Source organism: uncultured Streptococcus sp. (assembly GCF_963525625.1).
GTDB lineage: Bacteria > Bacillota > Bacilli > Lactobacillales > Streptococcaceae > Streptococcus.
Map to the genome: position 1 here is coordinate 31,859 of NZ_CAURLD010000011.1, position 12,606 is coordinate 44,464.

Consider the following 12,606-nt stretch of genomic DNA (forward strand, 5'->3'; position numbering starts at 1 on the left):
TGCAAATGTACAGAGCTGTTATTTTTATGATTATCAGTCAAAAAATCAGAAAGTCTTTCGACTTCCTGATGCTCTTTTAATAAAATACTGCTAACTCTTCATTCAGCTTTTTCATGTAGTGTTTGTGGACTATGTAAGACAACACAGCTAAGCCTGCTAAAACTAGAGCGACTATCACATAAATTACCAGGGGCGCAAGAACATTGGATATAAAGAAGAGAAGAGTAATGACAATCAACATTCCTAAAATCAGAGCGATGGCTAAGAGAGTTTTCACCATATTGTTATCTCGGCTCATCAATTCTGTGACATTGGACCAATTGGTCACCAGATGCTTATAGTCTCGGTAGTAACCCCAAGAACTCCACATTAGACTAATCAAGGCCCAAACAATCACCATGCCCAAGAAAGTCATTGGATGCATACCGGAAACAAGGCTGGTTATCAAGAGCAAGGTCAAAGGCAGGATAGACTGGACGGCAAAGAGCTGCCAAAACTTCAGATGAATATACTGCTTCAAATCAAAGGGGAGAACCTTGAGATAATCAAAATTTTCCCTTTCCAGAGAAATCCCAATAGCCGTAAGGTTGCTGCCACCTGAGTTTAGTGTTGCAATCAAAACAGCCAGAGCCATCATTGGCAAGAGGAAACGTGGTCCCAGATAAGAAGTCAAAGACAGGCCTCCTTGTATCATCCCCATTCCCATACTGAAAATGACAATGTAAGGGAGAAAGGCCGACATAAAGATGGCCTGCATAATGACAGAACCCTCGCTCAAGAGCCTGATATTGTAGCGCCAGACAAACTTTTTGAGATTTTTTGCTTCCGCAATATTGATATCATGCACGCGCTCCCGCTTTCCTACTGAAGAACCCGTCATGAGAGCTGCCTCATAAAACTCTGGAATCACCTTGGTCTTTACGATGAAAAATAGAAGAGCTGCAACTGCCACCCAGCCCAAAAATCCCAGCAAGGAAGCTGTATGAAAAGGATGAAGAATAAAATCATAAAAGGCTTGAACTGGCGGGAAGAAAGCTTTAACCTCTGTACGATTTATGACGCTTCTGCTGTTCATTTGATTAATCATAAAATAGAGGAAAAAGGAGCCAACGGAAACAAGAGCCAGAATGACATTGGACAGGATGGTCTTGTACTTTCGGAAAAAGGCTGTCTTGGTAATAAAGTGGACGGCAATCAAAATCAGAAAGGTGATAACTGAACTTAAAATCAGAATAGCAAGCAGAGCCAAGGGCAGCCCCAAGAAAGGATTACCACCTTGAAAAGCCAAAACCAAGAAATAACTGAACATAGGCAGAATGGCAATCAGCAAGGTCAGAATAACTGAAATGCTTTTACCGACAATGATTTCTGCTTCGCTAAAAGCATAGGGACGATAAGACTGCAAGTCCTTGCTTTCATAAAAGACATTGTAAAAAACCAGAAAGCCCTGAGACATAGAAAAGAGAGCAAAAGCGGAAACCAAATTGGCAAAGAGACCAGGATTGCCAACCAGTTGGTTCAGGGAACCCATCAAACCGAAAAGAAAGAGATAGACCAGTCCTAAGATCAGATACATGCGGATAGCCTTCAGCGATACATTTACCTTGCGCTCAGGATTCTTAGCTTGCATCTTGCGGTACTGCTGCAGCTGAGACGGCTGAATGGCGTAGAGGATGTTGATATCAACGAGTTTTTTTATAGCTTTAATGCGCATCAGGACTCACCTCTTCTCTACGGCCTGCCAGACCAAGATAAATGGTTTCAAGAGACTGTTCTGGATGTTGGCCTTTTAGTTCTTCAATCGTTCCGTAGAAAATCAATTTCCCTTTTTTGAGAATAGCCACCTTATCACAGAGCTGCTCTGCAACTTCCAAGACATGGGTAGAAAAGAGAACTGTATTTCCTTTATCCGCATGCTCCCGCATCATCTGCTTGAGGTCAAAAGCTGCCTGCGGATCAAGACCGGTCAGCGGCTCATCCAGAACCCAAATATCCGGATCAGACAAAAGCGCCGCTATGACGAAGACTTTTTGCCTCATACCATGTGAGAATGAATCAATAACTTCATACCGATGGGAACCAAAGTCAAAAATATGTAGCAGATTTCCCAACCGCTCTTCTACTTCTGCATTTGTCATATCGTAAGAAGTCGCTACCAGTTCCCAGAACTCATTGGCAGTTAGGCGCAAAAATAGATCTGGTGAATCAGCTACATAGCCGATTTTTTTCTTGATTTCCAAGCGATTAGCAGATAATTCTTTCCCATCTACAAAAATCTGTCCACTGCTAGGATTGATGACGCTGACCAAGGACTTAATGGTAGTAGATTTTCCAGCGCCATTGTGACCAATCAGACCGACGATTTCTCCGCTTTGCAAGGTCAGATTCAGCTGATTGAGAGCTACCGTTCCTTCATAAACTTTAGTGACATCTTTAAATTCAATCATAAGAGAGCTCCTTTACCGATTTCTATACAGATTAGTATACTCTTTTTGCGGCTTTTTGTCTCAGCTAAAAATGTTTCATTTTCAATTTTAAAAAGATTTTTCAAAATATAAAAGAGTTAAGTGTTTATGATAGTGAAAGACGCAAACGATTGCGCCTTTCTGCTTCTTTTGGTACAATAAAGCCAATCAGTGAGAATGAAGAGGAAAATTTATATGGAAAACCAAACCTTAATGCAGTATTTTGAATGGTATCTGCCAGATGACGGTCAGCATTGGAATCGCTTAGCGGAAGATGCACCAAACTTAGCAGCGAAAGGAATTCGCAAAGTCTGGATGCCGCCAGCTTTCAAAGGAACAGGCTCTAATGACGTCGGCTATGGCGTTTATGACCTTTTTGATTTAGGAGAATTCGACCAAAAAGGGACCGTCCGCACAAAGTATGGATTGAAAGAAGAATACCTCCGAGCGATTGAAGCACTTAGCCAGAACGGTATCGAAGCTATTGCTGATGTGGTTCTCAATCACAAGGCCGCAGCTGACTATAAAGAGCGCTTTACCGTTGTTGAAGTTGATCCAAATGACCGCACAAAGGTCTTGTCTGAACCTTTCGAGATTAAAGGCTGGACTAAGTTTGTCTTCCCAGGCCGCAATAAAACCTACAATGACTTCGAATGGCACTGGTACCACTTCACCGGCACTGACTATGATGCCAAAAACAACAAGTCTGGCATTTTCCTCATTCAAGGGGACAATAAAGGTTGGGCAGATGATGAGCTAGTAGACAATGAGAACGGCAACTACGACTATCTCATGTATGCGGATATTGATTTCAAGCACCCCGAAGTCATCCAAAATCTCTACGACTGGGCTCATTGGTTCATTGAAAGCACTGGTGTACATGGCTTTCGCTTAGATGCTGTTAAGCACATTGATTCTTTCTTTATGAAGAATTTCATCCGCGATATTACTGAAAAATACGGTGAAGATTTCTATGTCTTTGGGGAATTTTGGAATAGCGATGAGAAGGCCAATAACGATTATCTAGAAAATATTGACTACCGCTTTGACCTAGTCGATGTTAAACTTCATCATAATTTATTTGATGCCAGCAAATCTGGAGCAGACTATGACCTGCGAACTATTTTTGACCAGACACTTGCAAAGAATCATCCTGAATCAGCTGTAACCTTTGTGGACAACCACGATACTCAGAGAGGGCAGGCCCTGGAGTCTACAATTGAAGAATGGTTCAAGCCTGCCGCTTATGCTCTCATACTTCTAAGAGAAGCTGGATTGCCATGCGTATTTTACGGAGACTACTATGGCATTAGCGGAGAATTTGCCCAAGAGAGCTTTCAAGAGCTACTGGATAAACTCCTAGACATCCGCCTCAATCTTGCCTATGGTGAGCAGACCGACTACTTTGACGATGCCAACTGTATCGGCTGGACCCGCCAAGGTATGGACGATGGTCAGCCAATCGCTGTCCTTATCAGCAATGGCCAAGCAGCCAGCAAATCCATGCTGGTCGGTCCGGAATGGGCTGGCAAAGAATTCAGCGACTATCTAGGCAACAGCTCCCAAATCGTAACCGTTGACGACCAAGGCTGGGGAGAATTTCCTGTGGAGGAAAAATCAGTTAGTGTCTGGAGTGTCAGATAAGTCACAGAAAACATATGGAAAAAGAAAAATAAGACCGAATTGGCCTTATTTTTTTCGTTCTTTCTTGGAATGTAGTAAGCCAACGGAAGCCAAAAGGCTGATAATTGCTGCTCCCAAGAATGATGAATTTGTGTTTCCAGTATTTGGTAATTGATGTTTGGACACTCGAGATAGAACCGGACTAGTCTCAGAGTTTTTAACCCTTACAAGACTCTTCTGCTCAGAAGTTTCTGTTCCCAAAGGTGTTTGAGTGTTCGTTTTTGGCTTGTAAACATAAGTGCGAACGCCATTGGCATCTGATACAGAAACGAATCCATACTCCTCAATTGTCTTAGCATCAAGCAAACCGAATTCAGCTGCTGCTAAAGGTCTTCCTTCTATGTCTACAAAGCGAGTGATTTCGATAGATGGCTTGTCCTCAATCGGAGCGTCTGTCGGCACTTCATGCACGCTGGCACGATAGACATGCGTGCGAATGCCGTCCTCGTCACTGCTGGATTGGAAGTCATAGCCAGCAATACTCTTAGCAGCTACCAAACCACGTTCAGGATCTGACAGCTCTTGACCATTTTCATCTACAAAGCGAGTCATTTCCATGATTGGGCGCTCTTCACTTGGTGCATCTGTCGGTACTTCGTGCACACTGGCGCGATAGACATGGGTGCGAATGCCCTCCTCATCAGTACTAGACTGGAAGTCAAAGCCAGCGATATTCTTAGATGCCACCAAACCGCGCTCAGGATCTGATAACTCTTGACCAGTTTCATCTACAAAACGAGTCATTTCTAAAACTGGTTTCTCTTCTCGTGGAGCGTCTGTCGGTACTTCATGTACAATGGTGCGATAGAGATGAGTACGGATGCCGTCCTCATCAGTACTAGACTGAAAGTCATAGCCAGAAATACGCTTAGATGCCACCAAACCTTGCTCAGGAGATGATAATTCTTGACCTGTTTCATCTACAAAGCGGGTCATTTCCATGACTGGCTTGTCTTCACTTGGAGAGTCTGACGGTACTTCATGCACACTTGCGCGATAGACATGGGTGCGAATACTGTCCTCGTCACTGCTGGACTGATAGTCATAGCCAGCGATAGTCTTAGAAGCTACTAAACCGCGCTCTGGATCTGATAATTCTTGACCTGATTCATCTACAAAGCGAGTCATTTCCATGACTGGACGCTCTTCGCTTGGAGCATCATTTGGAAGTTGGAACTGATTGAGTTCATATTTATAGATGATCTCTTTGGTTCTTCTTGCTTCGTACTCTCCCGATTCAGCATCATAGGCAGTTAGTCGAGATTTATAAGTATAGAGCTGATTCTTATGGGAAATAAGAGGTTTAGGGCTGACTGTGTATCTAGTCTTACCTGGTTGCTCATCCGTAATAGGGTTAGCAATAGCATGACCCTGCTCGTCTTGGTAACGGACAAGAACCTTGCCCGGTTCCGTGTCACTCGCATAAACCTTCTTAACATCCGAAACTTTAAAGACGAAGCCATCAGCTTTGACAGATCTAAAAGCTGTATCTATGAACTTTTGGTCAATTTTTAAGCCAAGTGTTGTCAGCCCTCCCTTGTAAAGAGTTGATTCAACAATTTTAAGTCCACCATCAGGCGTCTCATTTAAATGATGTATACCCTCAATTTGAATCATATAGTCCCGATCGATATAGTAGCGAGTCTTATCACCAGGTTTCATCAGATACAGTTTGTAGTGGAAGGTTTTAATATTGTTTTCACCAAACCAAGGCTCCGTTACTGTCGGATTATTCCCCAGCCAGTCGATATACACTAGGTTGTTATATTTTTCTAATCCCATCCCTTCTTGTAGTTTAAAAATTCTACCAATTTGAGACTCATTGAAACGATAATTTTGTTGTCTCCACGGTTCATTTGGATCTCTATAACCAAACTCTAAGGAATCCGTATCTCGTGTATCAAACACTCCATTCTTTATATCCCTATTATGGAAACGCGTGGAAAAAAATTCGAGCTCCTTTTGATTAATCACAATTCTCTGAAAGTACGGATTTATAGGTCCTCTTTCAGATAATTTCCTTTCAATAGGATACGCTTCAACTCGGACCATATCAGGATTTTTAGAATATATCTGTCTTATCTCTTTCATAGATAATATCCTACGATCTGACGAAGGCAGATATTTTCTAGAAAAAGCCTCTTCATAGGTTTTCCAACCATGCCATTCTCCACGCCATTCATGTGGAGTATACGCTGTTCTCAAAAACACTCTTTTTGGAATAGATTCATCAACTGTCAGATCCAATTCGGAGCGTGGAATAATAGCTTTTGGTATCTTCGCTACTTCTTCAGGTGTTGGATTTGGATTAAATATAGACTCCCACTTATTCAAAAAGAAGAGGGCCGTATCATTTTGGATAAGTGTTGCCACTCGAGAACCTACATCCCTAAAATCCTCATCTCTAACTAGATTTAAATTTTCTACTTGTTTTAAATCAATATATTTAAAGACACCATCTATCTTACGGATAGCATAAGCACGATCATACTTTTTAGCTTCTTCTTCTATTTGCTCCTTTGACTGCATCTCAGGCATAACGGAAGTTAAGGTTGCAGCCTTAGTTATTTCAAAGCTACTTTCCTTAGTATGATAGTCATAAAATTCTTGAGCTAACTGTTTGATTTCAGGCGTGACTTGGGCTGCCCCCTTCTCTCCTTCTTCTGAGATAGTCAGACCAGAAGTTCCCTCTGCTGGTGTATTTTTGATTGTCCCATCATTTGGCAATTCTTGATTGATAGGAGGTGTGGCTTGATTATTCTGGACTTGATTCCCCTCTGTTTCACTACTTACCTCATCTGCTTGTACAGTCACTGCTATTGTCCCAGCAAGCAGTAAAGACAGAGGAATTGGGACTAATTTCATTCCCATTTCTACTTTTTTCCCTAAAGTCTTTTTCATATTCTTCTCCTTTTAATCTCCCATTTTAGACAATTTAAAAACTTTTTCCCATAGATTGACTAGTAATTCTTTGTTATAACGATTGGCAAGTTCTTTGGATCTTGCCGAAAATCCCCTCCATTCTTTTTCTCCAAATTGGCTAAACTGCTCCAGATGTGCAATATATTGATTAGCGTCATTTTGCGGTATCAGCCAGCCATTCTCTCCATGCTTAATATAAGCGCGATTGGCATAACGGACATCCAGACCTATCAGAGGCAAGCCATTGACCAAAGCCTCATAGAGTGATGTCGCAAAGGCTTCCGATAAGGAGGTGCTGATATAAACATCATAAGCTTGATAAGGTACCTGAGACTGATAACCCTTAAAATGAACTATGTCTTCCAAATCATTGAGCTGAACTACATCTTGCAGCATGACCATATCTGGACCATCTCCATAGATATCTAATCTAAATTGCTCATACCCTTTAAATTTCAGCAAAGCCATGATTTTCAGCAATAAGAGAACATTTTTCTCCTCAGACAAACGACTGACTGTCACCAGGCGAATCTCCTTAGGATCAAAGACTCTCTTTCTTGGAGATTGGACCACTTGATCTGCATAGGTTGTTGGAATAAAGAGGGCCTTATCCCTCATCTTTTGAGGCAGATAAGCCTCTTGCCCTTCCCCAACCAAAATCAAACAATCTAAAACATCCTGATCCAGCCAGCCCATCACCTTTTTATTTAACTCTTGTCCGAGGGCAATCATATGATCCTGATGAAGGACGCGCGCTACATGAAAATCTTGTCCACGTCTCAAGAGAATATTTTCTGGAATATCCAGACGTTCCATCATCAGCCAGTCTTCTGGCTCAAGCTCTTCCTCAGCAAACTCCTGCAGACTCCTGCCAGCTAATTCTAAGCCTAGAAAACGAATTTTACTCCTATCAATTCCCAAGGCTTCATAACTGTACAACACAAGCTGCCTAGAAGAGGCGTTAGTATATATATCTGTATCCGCTTCAGAAACCCACAATTCATAAGGAACTTTCATTTCTTCAAAAAGTTCAAATCGATTGCGGAGGGCTATGTCAATCCCAAACGCTCTAGAACGGATACAAGAATCCACACAAACTACTTTCATTTTCTCCCTTTTAACCTAAAGTAATTCTATATACGAACATAACATATTTTTAAGAATTATACCAATAATTTGAGCAATAATTTTAGACAAAATTACCTTTTTTGTTCAACCAAGCCACTCCTTAGATAAGCATCCACCATACGCTCTGTTTCGACAACCGAATCGATATGGGTACGCTCATAAGAGTGACTAGATTCGATGCCAGCGCCTAACAGGGCATGCTTGACTTCTGCTCCTGCACTCATGGCTGCAGAGGCGTCTGATCCGTAAAATGGATAGATGTCCAGTTTGTAAGGAATGTCTTGCTCCTTGGACAAATTTACCAAATGCTGGCGGAAGCCATAGTGATAAGGTCCTGATGCATCCTTGACACAGATGGAAACCGTATACTCATCTGTCTGCTGGTCGTCACCCATAGCCCCCATATCAACCGCCAAATACTCCACCGCTTGCGCTGGCAGGCTGGAATTAGCCCCATGACCAACCTCTTCAAAGACACTGAAAGCAAAATGCGTCGTCACTGGTAGCTGAATATTTTCCTCTTTATAAACGCGCAAAAGATTGAGCAAAATAGCTGCGCTGACCTTGTCGTCCAGAAAGCGGGACTTGATGAAGCCTGACTTGGTAACTGTGGTTCGCGGATCAAAGGAAATAAAATCTCCGACTTCGATTCCTAAATCCCGCGTTTCTTTCTCACTCGTCACCTTTTCATCCAAACGGACTTCCATATTGTCCTGAGTCCGCTCAACCGTTCCAGCATCTTTATAGACATGGCAGGAGGTCTGGTGAACTAAGATAGTCCCGCTGATAGTCTTGCCACTGCTGGCCATATGGACCAGACAGTTTTCTCCTTCAATCATGTTCCAAGGGAAACCGCCAATCCGATCCAGCTTGAGACGACCGTCAGACTTAATAGCCCGAACAATAGCCCCCAGAGTATCCACATGGGCAGTCACTACCCGATGCTGGGCGTCATTTTCCCCCTTAACTACAACATGAACGCCGCCTTTATTGGTCCGAACAGGCTCATAGCCCAATCCCTCCAACGTGTGTACCAAATAGTCCGCCACCTCAGCCGTAAAACCCGTTGGGGAAGGAATAGCCGTTAATTCTTGTAAATATTGAACAGTTTGATTCATGAATGTCTCCTCATCGTTTTTCTTTATTATAGCACAAAGAAAGCCTGAGCAAATAGATTTTCAGCAGGCTTTTAATGATTTTGAGAAATTTTGAAACCTCAATTACTATCGCCGTACCTCTACTCTTTCTCCTCCTGAACTCCATTCTTTTCCAACTCCCAAAAGAAAAGATTGCCCAACAATCCTAAGAGAAAAAGCAAGAGAGGAATGGCATAAGGTGCTAAGGGATTATAAGCTTCTCCAGCACTAATTTTCATCTGAGGGCCATATGGAGCTATCAACTGATAATAATTAAGACCGCAAAACAAAATCGAAAAGAAAAAGATAGAAAAGTAAAGCCGATAGAGATGCCCTAGTAGCTGTCCTTTGAATAAAAAAGTAACTTCCCCCATCAGTGTTGCAAAATTCATAACAGCAAGTACAAAATAAGCAATGACAACAGGAACTAAAAAAAGAAAAAGGTAAAGATAACCATAAGCAACCCCCGGCTCTGGCTCAATTCCCAAATAACCGTACTGATACACCAGCAGATACAAAACTAGGGGCAAAAAAAGAATCACCCTAAACTTCTTATTTTTCATCAACATCTCCCTTTAAATAAAGAAACTTTTTCTTATTTTATTATAACAAACCTTCTTTATAAAACAAGAATTAACTTTTATTTTAAAGTATTCATTGACTGTAAAATCAAGCTTAGCAAATATTAGCCACCGTAAAAACAGCCATTTAAATGACTACTTATTTTAGAGTTTATAAATTTAACCGTCAGTACATTATCAAGGATAGATGATGACAAAGACAAGAAAAAATCATCTCAGCTCGCTGAGATGATTCGTTTGGCTAATATTAATTAGCTTTTTTGAAACGATAGACAAGAGCTGATAAAAGAATCAGAGCAAATCCTGCTGCTATCGCAAAGATAGATGTTTCACTGCCTGTTTTCGGCAAAACTTTTTTGCCAGTTGCTGATCCAGTAACATCTTTTCCATCTTTATCTGACGAATTACCTGGTGTTCCATCAGTCGAACCAACTGGTTTGTCACCAGATGATGACGGTGGTGGTGTCGAACCTGAAGAAGGTGGCGGTGTACCTGGTCCTTGTGGACGTCTAGCTTCAAATGTCCATGTGCCTGTAAATTTGACATCTTCGCCTGCAATAGTTTTACTATCTGCGTCATATTTGAGGAATTTCCAAGTACCATCACTTGCTTCAACAGTTTTCTTAGCTGGCTGAACCGCTTGAACGGCAGCACCGTCTGCATATTCAGTGGCATCGGTCGGCAACAATTCTGTTACCTCTGCTGGTAAAGCGCGATTCGGATCTGCGCTTACAAATTCATACGTTACCTTATATTTCGGTGCTGGAGTGAAATTCCATTTACCAGTAAATTTAAGGTCTTTATCTGCAACAGTCTGGCTATTCGTTTCCGCATAGCCTTCGAAAGTCCATGTGCCTTCAGTAACTGTAACACTTGTTTTAGCAGGCTGCTTAGCGTCTACATTAGTACCACTAGTGTAGCGATTAGTATCTGCTGGAAGCAAATCCGTTACTTCTTTTGGCAGGTTTGGATAGGCTGGGTTAGAGCTGAGAAACTCATAGCTGACACCATAGTCTTTATAACTGTTGGTGAATGTTGGATTGTTGTCTGTTACAGCAGCTTCCAACTTGGCATTGTTTTCAGTCACTGTGACAGTCACAGTATGTTCTGTACTGTCATACGTCACTCCAGCTTCACTTCCAGCTATTTCTTTCAGCTTGTAGGTATAAGTTCCTTCTTTATCATAGTTGATTTCAGGAAACTTGATATTACCATCGGCGTCATTTGTTGCTTGAAGTTCCACGTTATTTCCGCCAACCTCAGTCAGCTTGAAACTGTACTTACCAGCTTCAAGTGCTTTACCATCCAGAACTTTCTTAGCGGTAATCGCTGCGGTTGCTGGCTCTAACTTGTATGTATTGGTGAAAGCATCACGGTCATAGGCAACAGTTGCTGTCTTAACGCCGTTATTGTCTGTTACAGTAACAGTAACATTGATGTCTGAATTGGCATCGTTTGTCACACCTGGCAGATTGCTTGCGCGTTCACGAATGACGTAGTTAAAGGTTCCTTCTTTTTTGAAACGAAGTTTCTTAAAGGTTACGGCACCAGCTTTATTAGTTACCGTTTGAACAACTTTGTCGTTGTCATCCTTATTAATCAAATCAAAAGTAAATTCACCATCTGCCAAATTGCGGCCAGTCAATTCCTTTTTGACTTTAAAGATAACTTCATCAGAACGGGTACCTTCGCCAACACCATCAAGAGTTGTCAAAGGCGCGAATGGACGTGCTAACAAATCAGGCATCTTTTGCCCATTAGATGTAACGGTTACATCGTTAAAGGCTTTTTTGGTTACCTTATCTACTGGCTCAGTCAAACGAGTCCGGTAAATAACATAAATACCTCTTCCACTCAAATCCCCAGCATTAACTGTGAAATGATTGGAGTCTGTGATTGTCACAATCTGACTTGGATTAAATGATTGACGTGTGCCAGAAGCACCTTCCCACTCAGTAAAGTAGTAACCTTTAATCCCTGTCTCTTCATCCAGTTCTTGATCTTCTGGAATAGCGTCCTCAATGACAACTTGACCAAGATTTTGGACATCGCGATTGACACGGATACGCCAGTTGACATAATTAGGATCCTTAGAATCCTGAACACCCCACTTGGAATAACCCTGAGGCTCCTCATCAACCTTGATACGCTTCAGCCTATAGGTTCTAGCACCTGGGAAATTAACTTCTTGCTCTTGGTCATAAGGCATATTATCAGCCCAAACCACTGTGAAAGAAGATTGAATAAGCTTGGTATCTGGCATTTTCGCAAAATACTCAGCATTTGTGACAGTAATGGTTGCTGTATTTGTAACAGGATCTGTCACCAACTTAGCAACAACAGTGCCATCCGGTGCGCTTATGTTTTCCTCCAAAGTTCGCTCAATTTTGAACTGTGATGGAACACGATAAACCATTGTATCACCATTATTTAATACTTTGCTATCTGCAAATGTATAGGTCGGTGCAATGTAAAATTTACCTTCACCGTAGCCTGTATCCTTTAAAGGATTAGTATTAATAGTGACGTTTGTAGTTAGTTGATAGTCACCATCACCTAACTCTGCAGCAGAAACCCTAGGACTTGAGCTTAACAAGGGAATAAAGGTTGATACCAAAAGCAGCAAAGTCATCAGAGCATGAGACACTTTATGATAAGTTTGTTTCACCTTGAATGCGGTCCTCCTTCTTT

8 protein-coding genes are annotated in these 12,606 nt (G+C 41.8%); 1 reads left to right on the top strand and 7 read right to left on the bottom strand.

The genetic code is table 11. The features are described 5' to 3' along the window. Positions 1–76: 76 nt before the first annotated feature. Positions 77–1,714: a hypothetical protein gene (locus RYK49_RS07420; protein WP_314830435.1), complete on the bottom strand. Its 1,638-nt coding sequence runs from the start codon at positions 1,712–1,714 to the stop codon at positions 77–79. Then, positions 1,704–2,447 carry an ABC transporter ATP-binding protein gene (locus tag RYK49_RS07425; RefSeq protein WP_002915365.1) on the bottom strand — a complete coding sequence of 248 codons (744 nt, stop codon included), beginning with the start codon at positions 2,445–2,447 and terminating at the stop codon, positions 1,704–1,706. Before RYK49_RS07425 ends, RYK49_RS07420 begins: the two co-directional genes overlap by 11 nt. A 195-nt stretch (positions 2,448–2,642) precedes the next feature. On the opposite strand from RYK49_RS07425, the gene RYK49_RS07430 reads away from it, so the two are divergent. After that, a complete protein-coding gene (locus RYK49_RS07430) occupies positions 2,643–4,109 on the top strand; it encodes an alpha-amylase (protein WP_314830434.1) in 1,467 nt (488 codons plus the stop codon). Positions 4,110–4,154: 45 nt separating this feature from the next. Here RYK49_RS07430 and RYK49_RS07435 read toward each other — a convergent pair whose 3' ends face one another. The 5 genes from RYK49_RS07435 to RYK49_RS07455 all read right to left on the bottom strand — a co-directional run bounded on the left by RYK49_RS07435 (position 4,155) and on the right by RYK49_RS07455 (position 12,583). Further along, positions 4,155–7,049, bottom strand: a complete 2,895-nt coding sequence (locus RYK49_RS07435; protein ID WP_314830433.1) for a MucBP domain-containing protein — start codon at positions 7,047–7,049, stop codon at positions 4,155–4,157. Between the two features lie 12 nt (positions 7,050–7,061). Next, positions 7,062–8,177 (bottom strand): glycosyltransferase, encoded by a 1,116-nt coding sequence (locus RYK49_RS07440; protein ID WP_314830432.1) that lies wholly within the window; start codon positions 8,175–8,177, stop codon positions 7,062–7,064. A 92-nt stretch (positions 8,178–8,269) separates the two neighbouring features. Continuing rightward, positions 8,270–9,316, bottom strand: coding sequence for a M42 family metallopeptidase (locus RYK49_RS07445; protein ID WP_314830431.1), 1,047 nt, complete (start codon positions 9,314–9,316; stop codon positions 8,270–8,272). A 119-nt stretch (positions 9,317–9,435) separates the two neighbouring features. Then, positions 9,436–9,903 (bottom strand): ABC transporter permease, encoded by a 468-nt coding sequence (locus RYK49_RS07450; RefSeq protein WP_314830430.1) that lies wholly within the window; start codon positions 9,901–9,903, stop codon positions 9,436–9,438. A gap of 259 nt (positions 9,904–10,162) precedes the next feature. Beyond that, entirely contained in the window at positions 10,163–12,583 is a 2,421-nt protein-coding gene (locus tag RYK49_RS07455; RefSeq protein WP_314865363.1) for an SHIRT domain-containing protein, read from the bottom strand. Positions 12,584–12,606: the final 23 nt, after the last annotated feature.

Coding starts and splice junctions, on each gene's coding strand:
- RYK49_RS07440 (WP_314830432.1), bottom strand. CDS start 8,177: ATGAAAGTAGTTTGTGTGGATTCTTGTATCCGTTCTAGAGCGTTTGGG.
- RYK49_RS07430 (WP_314830434.1), top strand. CDS start 2,643: ATGAAGAGGAAAATTTATATGGAAAACCAAACCTTAATGCAGTATTTT.
- RYK49_RS07425 (WP_002915365.1), bottom strand. CDS start 2,447: ATGATTGAATTTAAAGATGTCACTAAAGTTTATGAAGGAACGGTAGCT.
- RYK49_RS07445 (WP_314830431.1), bottom strand. CDS start 9,316: ATGAATCAAACTGTTCAATATTTACAAGAATTAACGGCTATTCCTTCC.
- RYK49_RS07435 (WP_314830433.1), bottom strand. CDS start 7,049: ATGAAAAAGACTTTAGGGAAAAAAGTAGAAATGGGAATGAAATTAGTC.
- RYK49_RS07420 (WP_314830435.1), bottom strand. CDS start 1,714: ATGCGCATTAAAGCTATAAAAAAACTCGTTGATATCAACATCCTCTAC.
- RYK49_RS07450 (WP_314830430.1), bottom strand. CDS start 9,903: ATGTTGATGAAAAATAAGAAGTTTAGGGTGATTCTTTTTTTGCCCCTA.